Below are 21,922 nucleotides of genomic sequence, written 5' to 3'. Positions count from 1 at the left end.
GTTCATCGATCCTCCATCACGTCTCAGGCTTGGGAAACCACGGAAACAACATCGGCGTGCTGCGCTGGTAGCGCGCGTAGTCTTCGCCGCGCGTGCGCAGCGCCTGCGCCTCGGTGAACGGGATGCCGCTGATCCAGCGCAGGAACACGTACATCACCACGGGGCCGCTCCACGCCAGCCAGGCGATCGGCGAGCCCACTGCCAGCAGCACGTAGGCCAGCCAGTGCAGCCACTCGAAGAAATAATTGGGATGCCGCGAATACCGCCACAGGCCGTCGCGGCAGGTCTTGCCCTTGTTGGCGGGATTGCCGCGGAACTTCGCCAATTGCGCATCGGCGACCGCCTCGCCGGCCACGCAGGCCAGCCAGGTGGCGATGCCGGCGATGAACCAACCATTCCAGTCGGCGACCGGATTCGCGGCCACCGCCAGGAACGGCAGCGCGAACAAGGCGATCAGCAGGGCCTGGAACTGGAACATCGCGAACCACTTGCGCTGGTCGTCGCCCCAGCGCAGGCGCAGCTGCGCATAGCGGCCGTCCTCCGGCTCGCCACGCACGCGATGCCACAGGTGCAGGCCCAGGCGCAGGCCCCAGGCGCCGCCAAGCACGGCCAGCAGCACGCGCGGCAACAGCGCGCCGCTGCCGGTGGCCGCGACCAGCACCGCCGCGCCGCCCACGCCGAACGACCACACCACGTCGACGATGCCGGCATTGCTGCGCTTGCGTTGCCAGAGCCAGCCAAGCGACTGCGCCAGCGCCGCGACCAGCCACACCAGGAGGAGTTGCTGCCACGGATTCATGCGGATGCCCCGGATTGATGTGCGATGGCGGTGTGGCGGCGCGAGATGGCGGTGAGCACGCCCATCGCGATGCTCCAGCCGATTGCGAGCGTGAGCGTGGCCTGCAAGGGCATGGTGAAGACGACCGCGTCGAAGCCGCGCGATGCTCCCCAATACGCCAGTGGCCCGCCGATCACGCCGAACACGATGGCGATCGCAGGCCGCGCGATCACCCATTGCAGGGAATGCTGCAGGGTCATCGCGAACGCGACCCACAACGTGGCGATCCAGGCCGGCCCCGGCAGCGCTGGCGATGGCGCGGCATAGCGCAGCCAGCCGGTGGCGGCGAGCACGCCGTCCAGCAACAGGCCGCAGGCAAGCGCTGCGACCATCAGTTGCAAGTCGGAACGACGCAGCGGCGACATCCACCAGCTGATCGCGGCAAACCCCAGGCAAGCGAGCATGCCGGGCCACGCCAATCCGCGCGCGGCAAAACCGACGGCAATGAACCACGCCGCCTGATAACCGAGCAGGTTGAGCCAGAAACGCATCAGGCCTCCAGCAGGCCGGGCAGGTAGGAACCGCCGCGGTAGCCCGGCTTCGCCATCAGCACGTGGGCGACGCCGATCGAACGCTCGCGGAAGCCGCCTTCGCAATAGGCCAGGTAGAAATTCCACATGCGCAGGAAACGCTCGTCGAAGCCCTGCGCGCGGACGTCCTCGCGGCGTGCCAGGAAGCGCGCGCGCCAATCGTGCAGGGTGCGTGCATACGACGGCCCGAAGTCTTCCAGGTGCACCAGCGCGAGGTCGCTGCTGCGCGTCTTCGCCGCCAGCATCGCCGCGACCGACGGAATGAACGACCCCGGGAAGATGTGGCGCTTGATGAAGTCCACGCTGCGCAGGGCCTGCTCGTAGCGGTGGTCCTCGATGGTGATCGCCTGCACCAGCGCCAGGCCCTCCGGCTTGAGCAAGCGTCCCAGGGTCGCGAAGTAAGTGTCGAGGTACTGCGCGCCGATCGCCTCGATCATTTCGATCGACACCAGCTTGTCGTACTGGCCCTGCAGGTCGCGGTAATCCGACAGCAGCACGGTGACGCGGTCCTGCAGGCCGGCATCGACCACCCGCTGGCTGGCAAGCGCATGCTGCTCGCGCGAGATCGTGGTGGTGGTGACCCGGCAACCGCGGGTGCGCGCGGCATGCACGGCGAAGCCGCCCCAGCCGGTGCCGATCTCGACCACGTGGTCGTCCGGCCCCAGCCGCAGCTTGTCGCAGATGCGGTCGAGCTTGCGGGTCGATGCGGCTTCGAGGGTGTCGTCGTCGCCGGCGTACAGCGCCGACGAATACATCAGGTCTTCGGACAGGAACAGCCGGAAGAACGCGTTGCCCAGGTCGTAGTGCGCGGCGATGTTGCGGCGCGCGCCATCGCGGGTATTGCGGCGCAATGCGTTCCAGCCGCGCATCGCCCAGCCGCCGATGCGTGCCGGCCCGCGCTCCATCGCGTCGAGCAGGTCGCGGTTGCGCACCAGCAACTGCACCAAGCCAACCAGGTCCGCGCAGTCCCACTCGCCATCCATGTACGACTCCGCCGCCCCCACGCTGCCGTTGGCGGCCAGCGCGCGATAGAAGCCGGGCCCGTGCACGTCGATGCGCAGCGGCGCAGCCGCGTGTTCCGCATCGCCGGTGCGGATGCAGCCCAGCGGATCCGCCAGCACGATCGCGCGGCCCTGCAGTGCCCGCAGCTGGTCGAGCACGCGTTTGCGGAGGATGCGGTCCAGCGCGGTGAACCCGGTGGTGGGCGAGGCATCGGCACGTGCATTCATCGGGGCGATTCCATTCGTGTGGGGTGGTCGTGCACCGGCACGCGCTTCAGCCAGAGCCGCAGCGCCTGCCAGTGGATGCCGACGACCACCTGCGCGGTCATCAGCGGATAGCGCCAGAGCACGCGCGCCAGGTTCGCGCCGGTCAGCGGACGGCGCTCGAGTTGCAGGGTCGCGTCGAATTCCCGCTCGCCTTCGTCGCAGACGTCCATGTGCACCTGCAGGCCGTCGTCCGGAATGGTGAAGGTCCAGTCGTAACGGCGCTGCATGGGCAGGAATGGCGACACGTGGAACGCCTTGTCGAACCGCCAGTGCAAGGCCCTGCCCCTGCGCTCCGCGGTCGCCGCGGGCAGCACATAGGCATGGCGTTCCTTCCACGGCGTGTTGGTGATCTCGGCGACGATGCTGTGCAACGCACCCGCCGCATCGAAGCAGTAGTAGAAGCTCACCGGATTGAAGCTCAGGCCGGCATAGCGCAGGTGGGTGAGCAGGCGCACCGCGCCGGGCGGACGTTCGCCGGTGGCGGCTTCGACGCGGTCGCGCACGGCATCGGCCAGAGGCCGTGCCGGATCGCCGAGGAAATCGCGGCGATGGAACGCGGCCAGGTTGCGCCGCCCCACCGACCACAGCCAGCGGCCGCGGAACACCGCGTCGAGTTCGTCCAGGTCCAGGTAGAGCTGGGCCATGCGATAGGAAAACGCATGCGCACGCGGTGCATGCCGGCGATGGCGCACACGGCCCTCGTACATCGCGCTGGCCAGCGTGGTCATGCCGCCGCTTCCAGAGGCGGCGTGTCGACATCGTGGCGACGCACAGGATCGTTCGACCAGGCCACGCCCAGCCCCTGCGCCACCTCCACGCCACTGCGCATGCCGTCCTCATGGAAGCCCCAGCCCCAATAGGCACCGGCGAACCAGGTGCGCTGCACGCCCTGGATCTCGTGGCGGCGCGCCTGCGCGGCGACCGCGGCATGCGTGTGCACCGGGTGCGCGTACTGGCGGCGCTGCAGGATGCGCGCGGGGTCGATGTCCTGCGTGCGGTTGAGGGTCACGATCAGCGGCGTGTCGCCCGGCAGGCCCTGCAGCAGGTTCATGCAGTAGCTCACGGTGCAGGCCAGTGCCGGGTCCGCCGGCAGGTGCGCATTCCACGCTGCCCACGCCTTGCGGTGGCGCGGCAGCAGGCGCGCATCGGTGTGCAGCACGGTGTCGTTCGGCTGGTAGCGGATCGCGCCGAGGATCTCGCGTTCGCCATCGCTGGCGTCATCGAGCAGCCGCAGTGCCTGGTCGCTGTGGCAGGCCAGCACGACCTGGTCGAAGCGCTCGCTGCCGGCATCGCAACGGACGCTCACGCCCTGTGCGTCGCGGACGATGCCGCGCACCGGCGAGGACAGGCGCACCTGCACGTCCCAGCGCGCCATCATCGCCTCGACATAGCGCCGCGAACCGCCGCGCACCACCCGCCACTCCGGGCGACCGGTCAGTTGCAGCATGTGGTGGTTGGCCATGAACTGGACGAGGTATTTCGCCGGGAAGCCCAGCACCGACTGTTCGGGGGACGACCAGAGCGCGCTGGCCATCGGCACCAGGTGCTGGTCACGGAATGCGGCGCCGTAACGATTGGCGTCGAGATACTCGCCCAGCGAAGGGCCCGGGCGGTCATCGTCGAGCAATGCAGGCGCGGCACGATAGAAGCGCGCCAGGTCGCGCAACATGCCCCAGAATCGCGGCGAGGCCAGGTTGCGGCGCTGGCAGAACAGCCCATCGAGCGAGGTCGCGTTGTATTCCAGCCCGCTGCGCGCGTCCTGCACCGAAAAACCCATCGTGGTCGGCTGGGTGGCCACGCCGAGCTCGTCGAACAGCCGGGTCAGCAGCGGATAGTTGCCGGGGTTGTGGACGATGAAGCCGCTGTCCACGTCGAGCGTGCGGCCGTCGACCTCGACCCGATGCGTATCGGTGTGGCCGCCGAGGTAATCGTTGGCCTCGAACAGCACCACCTCGTGCTGGCGCGACAGCAACCAGGCCGCAGACAGCCCGCTGATGCCGGATCCGACGATCGCGATGCGCATCTCAGCGCCCCGCCTTGTGCACGTCGGCTTTCGCCAGCACCCAGGCCGGCACCGGCTTGAGGTCGCGCACCAGCCCCAGCGCCTGCATCGCGCGCAGCCCGTACCAGGTCAGGTCGATCTCCCACCAACGGAAACCCTGGCGCGCGCTGCCGGGGAAGAAGTGGTGGTTGTTGTGCCAACCCTCGCCGAACGTGATCAGCGCCAGCCACAGGTTGTTGCGGCTGTCGTCGCGGGTGTCGAAGCGCTGCCGGCCCCAGCGATGCGCCAGCGAGTTGATGGTGACGGTGGCATGGAACAGCACCACCGTGGAGACGAAGAAGCCCCAGACCAGCAACTGCGGGCCATTGGTGCCAAGGCCTGGCGCCCAGCGTTCCAGCGCCATGCCGGCCATGAACAACAACACCGCCAGCGCGACCGGCACCGCGGTATCGAAACGATCCAGCCAGCGCAGCTCGGGATACTTCAGCAGATCACCGATGCGCGAGGTGTCGGTGCGGAACCCGCCGCGGGTCAGGAACCAGCCGGCATGGCTGCGCCAGAAGCCCTTGCGCGGCGTATGCGGGTCGGCCGCGGTATCGGCATGCACGTGGTGGTGGCGATGATGCGCCGCCCACCACAACGGCCCGCGCTGCACCGAGGCCGCACCGAGCAAGGCGAAGGCGAACTGCACGGCGCGCGAGGTGCGGAACGTGCGGTGGGAGAAATAGCGGTGGTAGAAGCCGGTGATCGCGAACATGCGCAGCGCGTACAGCGCCAGCGCCACCCACAGCGCGGTGGCCGACACGCCGACCCAGAACACGCCGAGGCAGGCCAGGTGCAGGCCGACGAACGGCAGCGCGCGCAGCCAGTCGATGCGGTCGTCGCGCGCCGGATCGGGCGATCCGTCGCCGGCCGAGGTATCGATCCAGCGCAGCAACGCGCGGCTGCGCGGCGCACTCGCAGGGTCTGGCTTGGGGGGCATGGCAGTCCTTGGCGGGTCCCGTTTCCGGATATACGGACGGGACCCGCGTTCGGATGCAGCGCTCGCTCAGATCGCGAGGATCAAATCGCGAGGATCTCGCCCTTGGCGACGATCGGACCGGACGGTGCCGCATGCGGCAGGCCCTGTTCGGGTTCCAGGGTCACCGCAAACACCGCACCCGCCGCCACTGCATCACGCAGCGTGGCCGGGATGTCGATCGAATGCGCCTTGTCGTTGGAGACGAAGCCCAGCGACTTCGGCGCCTCGCCGGACGCGATGATCCAGAGTTCGTTGACCTTGCCGCCGGCATCCACCGGCCGCGGCGTGGGCACCATCAGCACCTTGCTGCGATCCGGGGCGACCCGCGCGATCCAGCCGGTGTTGCCGTCGTCGGTCGCCAGCACGGTGACCGGCAACGCGGCGGCTTCCTCGGTCGCCGGGGCCGGGGTCGGCACCTGCACCACCACTGGCGGCACCGGCGCAACCGGTTCCGGCGTGCGCCAGACGCCGATCGCCACCGCGAACACACTGGCAGCCACCGCCAACGCCGTGGTGCCACGCCAGAACGCGGCGTTGTCCCACAAGCCCTTGCGGCTGGCCTCCACTGCCGGCCAGCCCAGTGTGGTGCGGATGCGCGGCCAGACATGCGCGCCGGGCTCGACGCCATCGACCCGCAACAGCCACGGCGCGAAATGCGCGTCCCAGCGCGCGACCCGGGCGGCGAAATCGCGGTCTGCTCCGATCCGGCGCTGCGCCTCGCGGCGCGCATCGGCATCGAGCACGCCCAGCACGAACTCGCCGGCCAGCAGGTCGTCGTCGTCGATCGGGGGCAACCCGGGCGCGATGTCGTTCATCGTTCCAGGCACGCCTTGAGTTGCTGCAGGCCGCGGCGGATCCAGCTCTTCACCGATCCCAGCGGCGCTTCGGCGCGGACCGCCAGCACGTCGTAGGTGACGTTCTCGAAGAACGCGGTACGGATCAGCGAGCGGCGCTTCGGTTCCAGTTGTTCCATGCAGTCGTCGAGCTGCGCGCGCTCAAGCGCGGCGTCGATCCCGGCAGCAGGCGTGGGCGCGTCGTCGTCGGCCAGGTCATGGTCTTCGATCGGCTCATGCAGCGCAGGCGCAGGCCGTGCACGCACGCGGTCGATCGCGCGGTTGCGGGCAATGGTGCCCAGCCAGGTCATCGCGCGGGCACGCTGCTGGTCGAATTGCGCCGCCTTCGACCACACCGCCACATAGACTTCCTGCAGCACGTCCTCCGCTTCCTCGCGGTCGCGCAGCACCCGCAGGCAGATGCCGAGCATCGTCGCGGAGGTCTGCCGGTACAGGCTTTCGAAGGCGTCGCGTCGGCCCTCCGCCACCTGCGCGAGCAGCGCGGCCAATGGATCGGCAGCGCCGTCGTGGGAATGTTGCATGGGAACTGCGCTCATGCGGTGGTCCGGCTGGCGGGCATGCCGCCTGGCGGCGGGCCGTCGATGGAAACGAGCCACCTTATGCCATGCAGGGCGTGAATGCGGCAACCCGGCATGCACGTGGAGGGGGCTCGCGCTCACATGCCACCGCCGCATGCGCCGCCCAAGGGCAGCTCGCGGATGCGCTGCATTTCCGCGGCCTCGATGGCGACCGCCGGTTGCGCGAAGTCGATGCGAAGCTTGCCGTGCCCGCCCTTGCCGTCCCGGATGGTGCCGATGCCCTCGAAGCGCATCAGCCGGCGGTCCGCGACGCGGTAGCGCAGCTTCAATTCCGGCAGCGCGAAGCCGTACCACGCATCCAGCCGGGTCTTCAGGTCCAGGTGCCCGGCAGGCGCACCGGCCACCGGCTTCACGCTGACACCGATGGCGGACTGGCGGCTCGGGATCAGGAAACGCGCACGCACGCTCTTGCCCTGTTGCAAGGTGGGGAACTGCTCGCGGACATAGGCGTCGAAGCCGGCATCGAACACTGTCGCTCCGGTTTTCGCCACGGCGGCGCGCTTGAGCGGCGCGGCCTTGCCCTCCTGCCAGAACACCTCGCGCGTGCCGGCCTGCGTGCGCACGCCCTCCTGGTAGCCGTCACGCGCGTCGAGGAAGGCAAAGGCCGGCGCGGGGCCGCCGCCATCCACGGTCTTTCGGGCGAAGGCCCGCCCGTCCGCGCATTGGTACAGGACGACGCGCCGCGGGGTGACGGTGCGGGTATCGAGGTAATGCGCCTCGCGATACAGCAGCCGGCCGCCGGGATCGCGGGCCTCGCCGACGTAGCGCACCACGCCACCGGCCGGCGCATCGTTGGCCATCGCCGGACCGGCAATAGCACTGCTCGCCAAGGCCAGCGCCAAGGCAAGTTGCCGCGCGATCATCGAACCTGGCATGCGTCGCTTCCTCCATCCCTGCCGACATCCTGTATGCAAGGACATACGGCGTGCACGCGCGGATGGATGCACCCGCGAAGCGTCAAGCCTCCGATCAGGTCATCGCGCTGGGGGTTTCGTAATCCAGGCGCTGCGCACCGACGACCTCCAGGGCCGCCTGCACGCGCGGCTGGTCCTCGGGTTCGGCATCGACCAGCACCAGGATCCGGCCCGCCGAAATCTCGTCGTCGAACTGCTGGCGCACCGGATCCGGCAGGGCGGAGCCCATCAGCGCGGACGACCAGCCCCCGACCAGCGCACCGAGCGCACCGACCGCCGCCGCACCGGCCAGGGTGATGCCGACCGGAGTGAACACCACCGCCGCCAGGCCCGCCAGCAAGCCAGTGGCACCGCCGATGCCCATGCCGCGCATCGCCGCCGGCAGGAAGTCGGTGTCGGCTTCCTTGAGGTCGTCGGGGATGCGGTCCAACTCGATGTCGGAGCGCGCCACCAGCGAGATATCGTCGACGCCGACGCCCTGCTCGCGCAGGGCCAGCAGTGCATCACGCGCCTGCAGGACGTCGCGGGTCACGAATACATGGCGGATCTTCATGCGGGTGCCTCCGTGGATGCCTGCCCGCACCATCGCCGCCGCCCGGTGAAGATCGCGTCCAGCACGCACAGCACGCACACGAAGCTGAACGGCCGCTCAGGACGGTCTTCGTAATGGTTGAATCCGCCGCTCACACCTCCTGGCGGATGTGCGCCGCGAGGTAGCGCATGTAGTCGGCCTTGCCGACCGGCGCGCCGAGCATGCGCAGGATCGCGTAGGCCGTGGTGATGTGGAAATAGAGGTTGGGCAGCAGGTATTCGCTGACGTACTGGTCGCCCGGCAGTTCGCAGTAGCGGCCCTTGCCCATGCCGATGCGCTTGATTTCATCCAGCCTGGCATCGCTGGCACTGATCGCCAGCACGCGGGCGCGGGTGTCGGCGATGAGTGCATGCGCCTCTTCCAGCGAGGCCACCGCCGCCGGGTCGATGTTCTCGATCGGCAGGCCGGCGCACCATTGCGAGAACCCGCGCGGCTGGTTGCAGGCGAACGCCACCTGCGCACCCAGCGGCAACATGTCCGGCGCCAGTCGCTCATCGATCAGGTCGCGATCGGGCAGGTGGGCCTGGCCGACCTGCAGGATGTGCGACAGGGTGTCGAGGCGGGACACGCACAGCTGCTGGAGTCGCTGGATCCTGGGATTGGACATGGCGGCCCGGGTCGGGATGGGTGGCCCGCAGGATAGCCGGGAGGCCGGGCGCCGCGGCAGCCCTGAACCGATGCGCCTGCTGCGGCTTGCCGCACGTGGCATTCGGGGCTATGGTCGCCCCATCACCTTCGTACCCCTGCGGGCGACGCGCATGCCGTGTCGCCCGCTCTGCTTTGAGGAGTCCGCACATGCACGCCCGTCCATCCACCGCCGCCGCTTCCCGCCCGCCGCTGTTGCTGTCGCGCGTGGACGTGGAGCGCATCGAGGCCCTGCTGGAGCAGCCCTCCTTCAGCGCGCTGGACACCCGCGCCCTGCAGGAGGAACTGGCCCGCGCCGAACTGGCGGAACCCGCCGCGATCCCGGACGACGTGATCACCATGAACTCGACCGCACGCGTGCGGGTGGACGACCCGTTGCAGGGCGCGCACGAGCACGAGATCACCCTGGTCTACCCGCGAGATGCGGACGGCAGCGCGGACAGGGTCTCGATCTTGGCCCCGGTCGGCAGCGCCTTGCTGGGCTTGCGCGTGGGCGATGCCATCGACTGGCCGCTTCCCGGCGGACGCAATGCGCGCCTGCAGGTACTGGCGGTCCGGTACCAGCCCGAAGCCGCCGGCGACCTGCATCGCTGAACACGCGTGGGACCATGCCTCGCCTCGCTAGACTGTTGCCTCCCATGCACCTGCCCGCCTGAATGACCGACACCCCCGTCCGCTCTTCCTTCCACGGCTTCGAACAGATCCCGCTCAGCGAGTTCGCCGAGCGCGCCTACCTCGACTATTCGATGTACGTGGTGCTGGATCGCGCCCTGCCCTTCATCGGCGATGGCCTGAAGCCGGTGCAGCGGCGGATCGTGTACGCGATGAGCGAGCTCGGGCTGAATGCCGGGGCCAAGCCGAAGAAGTCGGCGCGCACCGTGGGCGACGTGATCGGCAAGTACCACCCGCATGGCGACAGCGCCTGCTATGAGGCGCTGGTGCTGATGGCGCAGCCCTTCAGCTATCGCTATCCGCTGATCGAAGGCCAGGGCAACTTCGGTTCCAGCGAGGACCCGAAGTCGTTCGCGGCGATGCGCTACACCGAATCCAAGTTGTCGCCGATCGCCGAGGTGCTGCTGGCCGAACTCGGCCAAGGCACGGTGGATTGGGACCCGAATTTCGACGGCACCCTGGAAGAACCCACGTGGCTGCCGGCGCGCTTGCCGCATCTGCTGCTCAACGGCACCACCGGGATTGCCGTCGGCATGGCCACCGACGTGCCGCCGCACAACCTCAACGAGATCGTCAGCGCCTGCGTGCGCCTGCTCGACGATCCAGACGCGAGCGTGCGCGACCTCTGCGAGCACGTGCGTGGCCCGGATTACCCGACCGCAGCGGAGATCATCACCCCTGCCACCGACCTGCAGGCGATGTACGAGACCGGCAGCGGCAGTGCGCGTGCCCGCGGCGTGTTCGTGAAGGAAAGCACCAACATCGTCATCACCGAGCTGCCGTACCAGGTCAGCCCGAGCAAGATCATCGAACAGATCGCCAACCAGATGCGGGCGAAGAAGCTGCCGTGGCTGGAAGACATCCGCGACGAATCCGACCACGCCAACCCGACCCGCATCGTGCTGGTCCCGCGCAGCAACCGCGTGGACGCCGAGCAGCTGATGGGCCATCTGTTCGCGACCACCGACCTGGAGAAGAGCTACCGGGTCAACATGAACGTGATCGGCCTGGACGGGCGTCCGCAGGTAAAAAACCTGAAGATGCTGCTGACCGAATGGCTCACGTTCCGCCAGGATACGGTCACCCGCCGGCTGACCCATCGCCTGGACAAAGTCGAACGACGCCTGCACCTGCTGGAAGGCCTGCTGGTCGCGTTCCTCAACCTGGACGAAGTGATCCGCATCATCCGCAGCGAGGACGAACCGAAGGCCGCGTTGATCGCCCGCTTCGACTTGAGCGAGGACCAGGCCGACTACATCCTCGACACCAAGCTGCGGCAACTCGCCCGCCTCGAGGAAATGAAGATCCGCGGCGAGCAGGACGAACTCGACGCCGAACGCGACCGCCTGATGACCCTGCTCGGCAGCAAGGCAAAGCTGAAAAAGTTGATCAAGGACGAACTGCTGGCCGATGCCAAGAAGTTCGGCGACACACGCCGCAGCCCGCTGGTCGCGCGCGGCGCGGCGCAGGCACTGGCCGAGACCGAACTGGTCGCCAGCGAGCCGATGACCGTGGTGCTCAGCGAGAAGGGCTGGATCCGCGCGGCGAAGGGCCACGACATCGATGCGGCCACGTTGAGCTATCGCGATGGCGACGGCCTGCTGGTCGCGGTCAGGGCACGCAGCAACCTGCAGGTCGCGTTCCTCGATGGCGCCGGTCGCAGCTATTCGACTGCGGTGCACACGTTGCCGTCCGCACGCGGCAACGGGGAACCGCTGACCGGTCGGTTCACGCCCGCTGCCGGCGCCGGTTTCCAGGCGATGGCGAGCGGCGACAACGATGCGCGCCTGGTGATTGCCTCGAGCCATGGCTACGGCTTCGTCACCCGCTTCGAGAACCTGACCGGCCGCAACAAGGCCGGCAAGGCGCTGCTGTCGCTCTCCGAAGGCGGCCGCGTGCTGCAGCCGGCGAGCGTGGCCGATGCCGCGACCGACCGCATCGTCGCGGTGACCAGCGCTGGCCACGTGCTCGCGTTCGCGCTGGCCGACCTGCCGGAACTCGACAAGGGCAAGGGCAACAAGATCATCGAGATCCCGAAGGCCAAGCGCGGCACCGAACACGTGGTCGCGATCGCGGTGGTGCCGCAGGGCGGCAAGCTGCAGGTGAAGTCCGGCGCACGCACGATGACGTTGTCGTACAAGGAACTCGACGATTACATCGGCGCACGCGGTTCGCGCGGCGGTTTGCTGCCGCGTGGGTGGCAGAAGGTGGATTCGCTGGCGGTGGAGTGACGCGCCCCGATAGGGCTTGGAAGTGCGGCCGTTCGTCCTGAGCCTGTCGAAGGATGAACGGGATCACGAGGTTCCGCCCATGGTTCGACAATCTCGCCACGAACGGAACCGCTGGAACACAGCATCAGGATCGAAGCCATGCAACCCGATTTCTGGCACCAACGCTGGGCCGACAACCAGATCGGCTTCCATCAATCTTCGCCGACGCCGCTGCTGCTGAAGCATTGGGCCTCGCTGGGCGTTGCCGCAGATGCAAAGGTCTTCGTGCCGCTGGCCGGCAAATCGCGCGACATGGCCTGGCTCGCAGCGCAGGGGCATCGCGTGCTGGGCGTGGAGTTGTCGCAACTGGCGGTGGAGCAGTTCTTCGCCGAACACGGCCTGCAGCCGGAGACACGCGACTCGAAATATGGCCGTCACCATGAAGCCGGCGGCATCGAACTGATCGTGGGCGATGCGTTCGGGCTGGATGCCGATCTGCTGCGGGACTGCGCCGCGGTGTTCGACCGCGCCGCGTTGATCGCGCTGCCTCCGGACTTGCGCCGCCGCTATGTGCGCGCGCTTTACGCCGCGTTGCCCGCGGGTTGCCGTGGCCTGCTGGTCACCCTGGAATATCCGCAGGCGGAGCGCGATGGCCCGCCATTTTCGGTGTCCGAAGACGAGGTGCAGGCGCTCTCCGCAGGCGACTGGGAGATCGATTTGCGGGATCGCAGGCCGATCCCGGCCGACCATCCGGGCTTTGTCGCCGGGGTCTCGCGGCTGGACACCGCGGTCTACGCCCTGCGACGCCGCTGAGCGAACTCGCGGCGACTTGATCGAGGTCAATTCGCCGTGGCTGCGGCCTGCCTAAGCTGCGCCCATGACGTCCCGGCAGATCGCCTTCGACGCCGGGCTGCTGCGCCGTTACGACCGGCCCGGCCCGCGTTACACCTCCTATCCGACCGCGCCCCAATTCAACGCGGACTTCGGTGAGGCGGCGCTGCGCGAGGTCGCCCGGGCCAGCAACGAGGATCCGATCCCGCGGCCGCTGTCGCTGTACGTGCACGTGCCGTTCTGCTTCAGCCCCTGCTTCTACTGCGGCTGCAACCGGATCATCACCCGCGACTTGTCCCGCGGCCGCGCCTACCTGGAACGGCTCGGCCGCGAGATCGCGCTGATGGCGCCGCTGTTCGACCGCGACCGCGAGGTCATCCAGTTGCACTTCGGCGGCGGCACCCCGAATTTCCTCGACGCCGCGCAGTTGTGCGGCGTGGTCGAGACCCTGCGCGGCGCGTTCCGCTTCGCCGACAGCGACGACCGCGACATCTCGGTGGAACTCGATCCGCGTTTCTGCAATCCGGCGGACATGCCCGTGCTGGCTGCGGCCGGCTTCAACCGCACCAGCCTGGGCGTGCAGGACTTCGACCCGACGGTGCAGGACGCCGTCAACCGCATCCAGTCCGTCGAGGAGACACGCGCGATCGTGGACGCCTGCCGCGGTGCGGGCATGCGTTCAGTCAACATCGACCTGATCTACGGCCTGCCCGGGCAGAGCCTCGACGGCTTCCGCCGCACCCTCGATACCGTCGTGGCGATGCGCCCGGATCGCCTCGCGGTCTACAGCTACGCGCACCTGCCGCATATCTTCAAGCCGCAGAAGCAGATCGACGATGCGCTGCTGCCCGACCCGGATACCAAACTGGCCCTGCTGCAGGCTGCGGTGGAACAACTCACTGCCGCCGGCTATGTCTACATCGGCATGGACCATTTCGCCCTGCCCGACGACGAGCTGGCAGTGGCGCAGGCGCGTGGCGGACTGCATCGCAATTTCATGGGTTACACCACCCATGCCGACAGCGACCTGGTCGGGCTTGGGGTGAGTGCGATCAGCCACATCGGCAACAGCTTCAGCCAGAACCCGCGCGACCTGCCGTCCTGGGAGATCGCGCTGGACGAAGGCCGGTTGCCGGTGTTCCGCGGGATGCGCATGGACGAGGACGACGAGATCCGCGCCGACCTGGTCCAGTCGCTGATGTGCCAGGGCGAAGTGCGCGTGCGTGCGTTCCAGGAACGCCACGGCATCGGCTTCGCGGAATATTTCGCCGACGATCTGCAACGCCTGTGGCCGCTGGCCGACGACGGACTGGTCGACGTCGGCCCGGAGGCGATCCGGGCCACGCCACGCGGACGCCTGTTGTTGCGTAACATCGCCATGTGCTTCGACCGCTACCTCGACCGCGAATCCGTCATCGATGCCAGGCCGCGTTTTTCCCGCGCGATCTGACCCCTTCGTGGGCGACGCCATGAGCTTGGTCTCGTTCCCGCGTTCCAGCGCGCGGGTGATGGCCGACGACGGCAACGACCTGCAGTTCTGCACGACCTGCGCGTTCTCGCATGCCTGCCTGTCGCAGGGGATGGACAAGGCCGCGCTGATGGACCTGCATGTGCTGGTCGAGCATGTCGGCCCGTACCACGCCGGCGATGTGCTGTTCCGCGAGGGTGATCCCTTCGAGGCGATCGCCGCGGTCCGCGCGGGTACGGTCAAGACCTGCGTCACCGACCGCGACGGCCACGAGCATGTGCTGGGTTTCCACTTCCCCGGCGAGGTGATCGGCCTCAATGCGATCGACGGCCATCGCTATCCATGCGATGCCATCGCCCTGGACACGGTGATGCTGTGCCGGTTCTCGTTCCCGAAGATCTCGGTGCTGGCCGCGCGCGTGCCCGGCCTGCAGCGCGAGCTGTTCCGCCTGCTCAGCCGCGACATCGGCCGCGCCGCATTGCTGGCCGGGGACTGGACCGCGGACCAGCGCGTCGCTGCCTTCCTGGTGGGCATGTCGCGCCGGCTTGCGGCCCGCGGGTTCTCGGCCAGCCGCTTCCAGTTGACGATGGCCCGCACCGACATCGCCAACTACCTGCGGCTGGCACCGGAAACGGTGAGCCGGGTATTGCGGCGAATGCAGGACGACGGCCTGCTGGCGGTCGAACGCCGCGATGTCTGCCTGCTCGACCGCGAACGCATCGAGGCCTTGTCGGCGCCGATCCTGCGCGAGTGAGGCGTTCCCCGCGGGCTTGACCTGCATCAATGCGAGGCATCGCCCGCGACACGACCATGGCCACAAACCATGGAGATGCCGTGATGAGCGCGACCAGGAAATTGTGGTTGGGGTTGGCGGTCTTGCTGACCCTGTCGTTCGGGGTGCTGTTGTGGGCGGGCACCGAGATCTTCCGCACCGCGCCGCCGATGCCGGAGAAGGTGCTGAGCGAAAGCGGCCAGGTGGTCTACACCCGCGCCGATATCGAACGAGGCCGCCAGGTCTGGCAGTCGATCGGCGGCATGCAGCTGGGCTCGATCTGGGGCCACGGCGGCTACGTCGCGCCCGACTGGAGCGCGGACTGGCTGCATCGCGAGTCGGTGTCCCTGCTCGACCTGTGGGCGCGCGCCGATGGCGGCATGGCCACCTACGCGCAGCTGCCGGAAGAACAGCAGGCCGCGTTGCGCAGTCGCCTGAAACAGGTCATGCGCACCAATACCTACGACCCCGCCAGCGGCACGATCACCCTGCCGGACGACCGCGCGCTCGCGCTGTCCAACGTGGCCGCGCACTACGAGAGCCTGTTCGGCAACGACCCCGCGACCGCCACGCTGCGCGAAGCGTATGCGATGAAGAACGACACCGTGCCGGATGCCGCGCATCGGCGCGCGCTGACGGCGTTCTTCTGGTGGACGGCATGGGCCGCCGGCACCGAACGTCCGCGCGAAGCGGGCGATGGGATGGTGCCGTCGAAGGCGGGCGTGGTCGACAAGCAGGTCACATACACCAATAACTGGCCCAGCGAGCCGCTGATCGACAACACGCCGGCGCCGTCGATGTGGGTGTGGTCGGCCTTCAGCGTGCTGTTCCTGATCGCCGGCATCGGCCTGCTGGGCTGGTGGCATGCGCGCCAGGCGCACGACGAACCGCTGACGCTGCCGGCCAGCGATCCCTTGGCGGCACTGCGGATCACCCCGTCGATGCGCGCCACCGCCAAGTACTTCTGGGTGGTGCTGGCGCTGTTCGTGGTGCAGATCCTGCTGGGCGCGACCACCGCGCATTACCAGGTCGAGGGCCAGCAGGCCTATGGCTACGCCCTGTCCGAGGTGCTGCCCTACTCGATCACCCGCACCTGGCACACGCAATTGGCAGTGCTGTGGATCGCGGTGGCCTGGCTGGGCACCGGCCTGTACATCGCCCCGGCGATGTCGGGGCACGAACCCAGATTCCAGCGCCTCGGCGTCAATTTCCTGTTCACCTGCCTGCTGCTGATCGTGGTCGGTTCGTTCGCGGGTCAGTGGCTGGCGGTGATGCAGAAGCTGGGCCTGGAGCACAACTTCTGGTGGGGCCACCAGGGCTGGGAATACGCCGACATGGGCCGTTTCTGGCAGTGGTTCCTGTTCGTCGGCCTGCTGCTGTGGCTGACCCTGGTCGGGCGCGCGTTGTGGCCGGTCCTGCGTGGTCCCGCGACCGGCACGCGTTCGATCGTCGGCCTGCTGTTCCTGTCCACGGTCTGCATCGGCCTGTTCTTCGCTTCGGCGCTGATGTGGGGCGAGCACACCCATATTTCCGAAGTCGAGTACTGGCGCTGGTGGCTGGTCCACCTGTGGGTCGAGGGCTTCTTCGAAGTGTTCGCGACCGCGGTGATGGCGCTGATCTTCACCCGCCTCGGGCTGATCAAGGACTCGGTGGCCTCTGTCGCGGTGCTGTTCGCCACCATCGTGTTCATGGGCGGCGGCGTGCTGGGCACCTTGCATCACCTCTACTTCGTCGGTACGCCGACCGCCGTCGTTGCGCTGGGTGCGAGCTTCAGCGCGCTGGAAGTGGTGCCGCTGGCCTACATCGGCTTCGAGGCCTACCACACCTACAGGCTCGGCAAGGCGACGCCGTGGATGGCGCGCTATCGCTGGCCGATCATGTTCTTCGTCGCGGTCAGCTTCTGGAACCTGGTGGGCGCCGGCCTGTTCGGCTTCCTGATCAACCCGCCGCTGTCGCTGTACTTCATGCAGGGCCTCAACCTGACGCCGCTGCATGGCCACACCGCGTTGTTCGGCGTGTACGGCATGCTCGGCATCGCCCTGCTGCTGTTCGCCTTGCGTGGACTGCGCGGGCAGATGGCGTGGGATGCGCGTGCGCTCAAGGTCTCGTTCTGGTGCCTCAACATCGGCCTGGCGCTGATGGCCCTGCTGACCCTGCTGCCGCTGGGCACGATGCAACTGCTGGCGGCGATCGAGCACGGCTACGCCTACGCACGTTCGGCCGAGTTCATGCAGCAGCCCATCGTCGAAATGCTCGTGTGGATGCGCGTACCCGGCGACACCATCTTCAGCGTCGGCGCGCTCTCGCTGTGCTGGTTCGTGCTGCGGCTGTGGATCGCACCGAAGCACGATCCGGCATTCATGGCTTCCGTCGAGAGCGAGTGATTCCGTACCGGCCCCGCACTTCCGCGGGGCCGGTCGCCACCTCCACTGGAGAATGCCATGCAATACACCCTTCCCACCGCAACCGCTCCTGATCTCGTGACGATCGAACAGGCGCTGGCCATGTACGATCCCTCGGCGCTGATCGATGTCGACGCCAGCGATGGCAGCATCCGCATCTCGACCGTGGCGACGCAGCCGGAACTGCTTGCGTCCCTGCGCGAGGCAGGCATCGCCGGCGCGGCGGAGCGACTGGTTCGCGTTCCCTCGCAATGCTGCGGCGGTTGCGGCGGCTGAGACGATGGCCGGCACGCCTTCCCCGCGCCTGCTCGCCCAGGCCCCGCATCGACTGATGTTCTTCATCGGCGCCGGCAACCTGCTGCTGGCGATGGCGTGGTGGGCGATGTGGCTGGCCGATGCGCGCTGGCAGCTGTTCGGCCTGCGCCAGCCGGTGCCGTACGCCGGCTGGCTGCATGCGTTCGTGATGCAGTACCAGGTGCTGCCCAGCTTCATCTTCGGCTTCCTGCTCACCGTGTTCCCGCGCTGGATGGGACTGCCGGACCTCGAACGCTGGCGCTACCTGCCGGTCGGGCTGGGGATCTTCGGCGGGCAACTGGCCACGCTCGCCGGCCTGTTCGGCTTCGAGCCCGGCATCGTCGTCGGTTACTGGATGACGCTGGCCGGCTGGCTGGCCTGCATGGCCACGCTGGCACCACTGCTGAAGCGCGAACGCGGCACCACCTGGCATGCGCGTGCGTGCTTCCTCGGCCTCCTGCTTGGGCTGGCGGGACTGCTGGCCTGGGGCGGCTTCCTGCTGGGTGCGGACGCGCGGCTTGCCTTCGCCAGCATCAAGCTGGGCACCTTCGGCCTGCTGTTGCCGGTGTACTTCAGCGTGGCGCACCGGATGTTCCCGTTCTTCGCCGGCAACGTGGTGCCCGGTTACGTCGCATGGCGACCGTTGTGGCTGCTCTGCGCGGTGCTGGCGCTGTGCGTGGCGCACCTGGCGCTGGAATTGCTGCATGCCTACACGTGGCTGTGGCTGGCCGACCTGCCGCTGCTCGCGCTGTTGTCGCTGGCGCTGTGGAGGTGGTGGCCGCGCGGCAAGGTACCGGGACTGCTGCTGGTGCTGTTCCTGGGCCTGGCCTGGTTGCCGCTGGCGATCGGTCTGTACGCCTTCCAGAGCCTGGCGTATTCGCTGACCGGCGAATTCCTGCTCGGTCGCGCGCCCGCGCACGCGCTGTTCATCGGTTTCTTCGGCAGCGTGCTGGTGGCGATGGTGACCCGTGTGACCCAAGGCCATTCCGGCCGCGCGCTGATGATGCCGGCCGCAGCATGGTTTGCCTTCGTCGCGATCCAGCTGGTCGCCACCCTGCGCGTATTCGCCGAGGTCCTTCCGGACGGCATGGCCTGGCAAGCCGCGGCGGCACTCGGCTGGTTGCTCGCGTTCGCGCCCTGGGTGGCGCGGATCGGACGCATCTATCTCTCGCCGCGCAAGGACGGCAAACCCGGATGATCGCGTTCTATCCGCAGATCAAGCACATCCACATCGTCATCGCCGTGCTCAGCGGCAGTTTGTTCGCGGTGCGCGGCGGCTTCGCGCTGGCCGGCGCGCGTTGGCCGCAATCGCTGCCGGTGAAGTGGCTGAGCTATGCCATCGATACCGCGCTGCTGACCGCGGCGATGATGCTGCTGACCATCCTGCCGTGGACGATGTTCGCCAATGGCTGGCTGCTCGCGAAGGTGTGCCTGATCGTCGTCTACGTGGTGCTGGGCGTGATGGCGATGCGGCCGCACCGCCTCCCGCGTGAACGTGCCCGCTATTACGCGGCAGCGCTGATAGTCTTCGCATCGATCTACGGCATCGCCCGCGCGCACCATCCGTTGGGCTGGCTGGCATGAGCGCCTCGCCTGCAGCGCCGAGCAGGGCCACCGACAACCGCACCTGGGCCGCCGCCGCGATCGCTCAACTGCATCGCGAGGCCGCGCGTTCCGCCGATACGCACCTCTTGCACATGCAGTTCGCCGGCTTTCCCGGCATCGATTTCTACTTCAAGGACGAAGCCGCGCATCCCACTGGCAGCCTCAAGCACCGGCTGGCGCGTTCGCTGTTCCTGTATGCGCTGTGCAATGGCCGGCTGCGCGAAGGGCAGACTGTGGTCGATGCGTCATCCGGCAGCACCGCGATCTCCGAAGCCTGGTTCGCGCGGCTGCTCGGGCTGCGCTTCATCGCGGTGATGCCGGCCTGCACCGCACCGGCCAAGATCGACGCGGTGCGCGCACTCGGCGGCCACTGCGAACTCACGGCGGACGGCACATGCACGCAGGCGCGTGCGCGCGACATTGCGGCCGGCGGCGCCTGCTTCCTCGACCAGTTCGGCCTGGCTGAACGCGCCACCGACTGGCGCGGCAACAACAACATCGCAGAATCCATCCTCGGCCAGATGGCCGGCGAACCGCATCCGCAGCCCGCGTGGATCGTCTGCGGCGTCGGCACCGGCGGCACCTCCGCCACCATCGGACGCTACTTGCGCTATCGCGGGCTGGAGTCGCAGCTGTGCGTGGCGGAACCCAGTGGCAGTGGCTTCGTGCAGGGCTGGCGCAGCCGCGATCCGCGCGCACGCGCGACCCGTCCGACCCTGATCGAAGGCATCGGCAGGCCGGGCGTGGAACCGGGCTTCGTGTTCGACGTGGTGGATACGGTGATCGAGGTCGAGGATGCCGATTCCATTGCGGCGGCATGGTGGCTTGAGGACCTGCTCGGCCGGCGTTACGGCGGCTCCTCCGGGACCAACCTGGTCGCCTGCCTGCAGCTTGCGGCGCAGATGCGGGTGCGCGGCGAAACCGGCAGCATCGTCACCCTGCTCTGCGATCGCGGCGAGCGTTACGCGCAAACCCTGTTCGATCGCGACTGGCTGGCGGCGCATGGCATCGACCCGAATCGCGCGCAGGCGCGCCTGGCCTCGCGCCTGCGAACCGCTTGATGCAGAACCGGCCTCAGCGGCGGCCCTTGTAGTCCAGTTGCAACCAGACCTTTCGGGTATCGCGGCCGAAGCCGGCAGCGCGGTAGTCGGCCACCTTGATCGTCGCACCGAAACCCTTCGCCAGCGGCATCGACACCGACGCGTTCCATTCGCTTCCGTAACGCAGGCCACCACGGTCGGCGCAATAGTCGTGCCAGGCGAGTTGCCAGTTCGCGCGGCTGCCCGCGCGTTCGCGACCGACGTTGCCGCCCAGGCCGAGATAACGATCTTCCAGGCCGGATGCCGGCGTGACGAGGAACTTGTCGGCCCAGCCATTGAAGGCATGCAGGGTCGCGAGTGGCGTTTGCAGCGCATGCGCGCCGTTGCCGCCCAGGTGTTCCCAGCCCGCCCGTGCGGTGATGCCGCGCCAGGTGATGGCGGGCTCGACCAGCCAGTAAGCATGCGAGAACCGTAGCGGATTGTCCGCGTGGTCGCGCTGGCGCGCGGCCTCCAGCGTCCACGCCAGGTTGCCGGAGGACAGCAGGCGCGAACCGTTCCAGCGCACGCCGATGGTCGCAGTCGAGGCGGTCGCGACATCGCGATCCCGGTGCAGGTAGACATAGCCGGCCAGTTGCTGCGTGCCGCGCTTCCACGCCGTATTGAACAGGTGGGTGGACAGCGCGCGTTCGCGCGCCAGCAGGTCGCGCGCCTCGTCGCCGTTGACCCGATGCACGCGGTCAAGGAATGCATAGCGAAGCGACAGATCCTTGCGCGGCGCGAATTCCACGGCCAGTGCATCGAAGGTCTGCTCGTTCTGCCGCCAGCCGCTGTTGCCGATCCAGCGCTGGTTGTCGAATTGCAGGCGCTGCCGCCCCAGCGCGACGTTGCCACCCGCCCCTTTCCAGCCCAGCCAGGCTTGGTTGAGTTCGACGCCGGGCGGGTCGATCACCTGCGGCCGGGTCGTGCGTCCGTTGGCACCGCTGTTGTAGGCACCCGACGCGGCGATTCCTTCCGCTTCCAGCAGGCCGTTCCAACCGCGTTCCGTGGAGAACCGCAGGCCGGTGCGCAGGCGCAGGGTCGTGGCATCCGCGCTTGTGGCGAACGCGGCGTCATCGACCTGTTCGTGGCGCAGGCGCAGATCCCATTCGACGGCGATGCCGGGCGCGTCGGCAGCAATGGCAGCGAACGGCGCGGCGCAGCAACAAGCGAGCATCGACAGCGGCAAGGCATGGCGTGGCGACATGGCGATGGCTCCGGTGGGCATTGGCGCGAGCATTGGCCCGCGCGCGTCGCCCGGCGTTGACGCAAGTCAAGCAGGCGCGCGCCACGACGGATGGCATGGCGGGACTTGATCCAGGTCAAAGCGCCCCCTGCAGGTGCGGGCGG

The 21,922-nt window shown here is 68.3% G+C and carries 22 protein-coding genes; 10 read left to right on the top strand and 12 right to left on the bottom strand.

Going from position 1 to position 21,922, the window contains the following annotated elements; all coding sequences use genetic code 11:
- Window positions 1-16: 16 nt before the first annotated feature.
- From ACE3T8_RS06005 to ACE3T8_RS05955, 11 genes are all read right to left on the bottom strand, one after another.
- Window positions 17-799, bottom strand: a complete 783-nt coding sequence (locus ACE3T8_RS06005; RefSeq protein WP_374607631.1) for a DUF1295 domain-containing protein — start codon at window positions 797-799, stop codon at window positions 17-19.
- Window positions 796-1,329 carry a DUF2878 domain-containing protein gene (locus ACE3T8_RS06000; protein ID WP_374607630.1) on the bottom strand — a complete coding sequence of 178 codons (534 nt, stop codon included), beginning with the start codon at window positions 1,327-1,329 and terminating at the stop codon, window positions 796-798. Before ACE3T8_RS06000 ends, ACE3T8_RS06005 begins: the two co-directional genes overlap by 4 nt.
- Window positions 1,329-2,597: a class I SAM-dependent methyltransferase gene (locus tag ACE3T8_RS05995; protein WP_374607629.1), complete on the bottom strand. Its 1,269-nt coding sequence runs from the start codon at window positions 2,595-2,597 to the stop codon at window positions 1,329-1,331. Before ACE3T8_RS05995 ends, ACE3T8_RS06000 begins: the two co-directional genes overlap by 1 nt.
- Entirely contained in the window at window positions 2,594-3,364 is a 771-nt protein-coding gene (locus tag ACE3T8_RS05990) for a DUF1365 domain-containing protein (protein ID WP_374607627.1), read from the bottom strand. Before ACE3T8_RS05990 ends, ACE3T8_RS05995 begins: the two co-directional genes overlap by 4 nt.
- Window positions 3,361-4,659, bottom strand: a complete 1,299-nt coding sequence (locus ACE3T8_RS05985) for an NAD(P)/FAD-dependent oxidoreductase (RefSeq protein ID WP_374607625.1) — start codon at window positions 4,657-4,659, stop codon at window positions 3,361-3,363. The genes ACE3T8_RS05990 and ACE3T8_RS05985 overlap by 4 nt, the downstream gene beginning before the upstream one ends.
- Before the next feature lies 1 nt (window position 4,660).
- The gene (locus tag ACE3T8_RS05980) at window positions 4,661-5,620 is read right to left on the bottom strand and encodes an acyl-CoA desaturase (RefSeq protein ID WP_374607623.1); all 960 of its coding nucleotides are present in this window, start codon (window positions 5,618-5,620) and stop codon (window positions 4,661-4,663) included.
- A gap of 80 nt (window positions 5,621-5,700) precedes the next feature.
- Window positions 5,701-6,474: an anti-sigma factor domain-containing protein gene (locus ACE3T8_RS05975; protein ID WP_374607621.1), complete on the bottom strand. Its 774-nt coding sequence runs from the start codon at window positions 6,472-6,474 to the stop codon at window positions 5,701-5,703.
- On the bottom strand, window positions 6,471-7,049 hold the full coding sequence (locus ACE3T8_RS05970) for a sigma-70 family RNA polymerase sigma factor (RefSeq protein ID WP_374607620.1): 579 nt from the start codon (window positions 7,047-7,049) through the stop codon (window positions 6,471-6,473). The genes ACE3T8_RS05975 and ACE3T8_RS05970 overlap by 4 nt, the downstream gene beginning before the upstream one ends.
- A 119-nt stretch (window positions 7,050-7,168) precedes the next feature.
- Window positions 7,169-7,966, bottom strand: coding sequence for a hypothetical protein (locus ACE3T8_RS05965; protein ID WP_374607618.1), 798 nt, complete (start codon window positions 7,964-7,966; stop codon window positions 7,169-7,171).
- A 94-nt stretch (window positions 7,967-8,060) separates the two neighbouring features.
- Window positions 8,061-8,558 carry a hypothetical protein gene (locus ACE3T8_RS05960; RefSeq protein ID WP_374607616.1) on the bottom strand — a complete coding sequence of 166 codons (498 nt, stop codon included), beginning with the start codon at window positions 8,556-8,558 and terminating at the stop codon, window positions 8,061-8,063.
- A gap of 130 nt (window positions 8,559-8,688) precedes the next feature.
- Window positions 8,689-9,204 (bottom strand): DUF1993 domain-containing protein, encoded by a 516-nt coding sequence (locus ACE3T8_RS05955; RefSeq protein ID WP_374607614.1) that lies wholly within the window; start codon window positions 9,202-9,204, stop codon window positions 8,689-8,691.
- Window positions 9,205-9,392: 188 nt separating this feature from the next.
- Here ACE3T8_RS05955 and rnk point away from each other — a divergent pair, with 188 nt between their 5' ends.
- The 10 genes from rnk (at window position 9,393) to ACE3T8_RS05905 (ending at window position 20,557) form a co-directional block, all read left to right on the top strand.
- Window positions 9,393-9,836, top strand: a complete 444-nt coding sequence (rnk, locus tag ACE3T8_RS05950) for a nucleoside diphosphate kinase regulator (protein WP_374607613.1) — start codon at window positions 9,393-9,395, stop codon at window positions 9,834-9,836.
- A gap of 62 nt (window positions 9,837-9,898) precedes the next feature.
- The gene (gene parC / locus ACE3T8_RS05945; RefSeq protein ID WP_374607611.1) at window positions 9,899-12,145 is read left to right on the top strand and encodes a DNA topoisomerase IV subunit A; all 2,247 of its coding nucleotides are present in this window, start codon (window positions 9,899-9,901) and stop codon (window positions 12,143-12,145) included.
- 138 nt (window positions 12,146-12,283) lie between these two features.
- Window positions 12,284-12,937 (top strand): thiopurine S-methyltransferase, encoded by a 654-nt coding sequence (locus ACE3T8_RS05940; RefSeq protein WP_374607609.1) that lies wholly within the window; start codon window positions 12,284-12,286, stop codon window positions 12,935-12,937.
- Between the two features lie 64 nt (window positions 12,938-13,001).
- Window positions 13,002-14,405: an oxygen-independent coproporphyrinogen III oxidase gene (gene hemN / locus ACE3T8_RS05935; RefSeq protein ID WP_374607608.1), complete on the top strand. Its 1,404-nt coding sequence runs from the start codon at window positions 13,002-13,004 to the stop codon at window positions 14,403-14,405.
- Window positions 14,406-14,430: 25 nt separating this feature from the next.
- Window positions 14,431-15,177, top strand: a complete 747-nt coding sequence (locus tag ACE3T8_RS05930; protein WP_374607708.1) for a helix-turn-helix domain-containing protein — start codon at window positions 14,431-14,433, stop codon at window positions 15,175-15,177.
- Window positions 15,178-15,260: 83 nt separating this feature from the next.
- On the top strand, window positions 15,261-17,579 hold the full coding sequence (locus ACE3T8_RS05925) for a nitric-oxide reductase large subunit (RefSeq protein WP_374607606.1): 2,319 nt from the start codon (window positions 15,261-15,263) through the stop codon (window positions 17,577-17,579).
- 57 nt (window positions 17,580-17,636) lie between these two features.
- Entirely contained in the window at window positions 17,637-17,873 is a 237-nt protein-coding gene (locus ACE3T8_RS05920) for a hypothetical protein (RefSeq protein WP_374607604.1), read from the top strand.
- A 4-nt stretch (window positions 17,874-17,877) separates the two neighbouring features.
- Window positions 17,878-19,089: an NnrS family protein gene (locus ACE3T8_RS05915; protein ID WP_374607602.1), complete on the top strand. Its 1,212-nt coding sequence runs from the start codon at window positions 17,878-17,880 to the stop codon at window positions 19,087-19,089.
- The gene (locus ACE3T8_RS05910; RefSeq protein WP_374607601.1) at window positions 19,086-19,475 is read left to right on the top strand and encodes a SirB2 family protein; all 390 of its coding nucleotides are present in this window, start codon (window positions 19,086-19,088) and stop codon (window positions 19,473-19,475) included. The genes ACE3T8_RS05915 and ACE3T8_RS05910 overlap by 4 nt, the downstream gene beginning before the upstream one ends.
- Window positions 19,472-20,557, top strand: coding sequence for a PLP-dependent cysteine synthase family protein (locus ACE3T8_RS05905; protein ID WP_374607600.1), 1,086 nt, complete (start codon window positions 19,472-19,474; stop codon window positions 20,555-20,557). Before ACE3T8_RS05910 ends, ACE3T8_RS05905 begins: the two co-directional genes overlap by 4 nt.
- A 13-nt stretch (window positions 20,558-20,570) precedes the next feature.
- Here the strand turns inward: ACE3T8_RS05905 and ACE3T8_RS05900 are convergent, their stop codons facing one another.
- Window positions 20,571-21,779 carry an alginate export family protein gene (locus ACE3T8_RS05900; protein ID WP_374607598.1) on the bottom strand — a complete coding sequence of 403 codons (1,209 nt, stop codon included), beginning with the start codon at window positions 21,777-21,779 and terminating at the stop codon, window positions 20,571-20,573.
- Between the last annotated feature and the right edge of the window lie 143 nt (window positions 21,780-21,922).

The organism is Thermomonas sp., assembly GCF_041919455.1.
In the GTDB taxonomy this organism is placed as follows: Bacteria; Pseudomonadota; Gammaproteobacteria; order Xanthomonadales; family Xanthomonadaceae; genus Thermomonas.
This window is presented reverse-complemented; position numbering and strand designations above follow the sequence as displayed.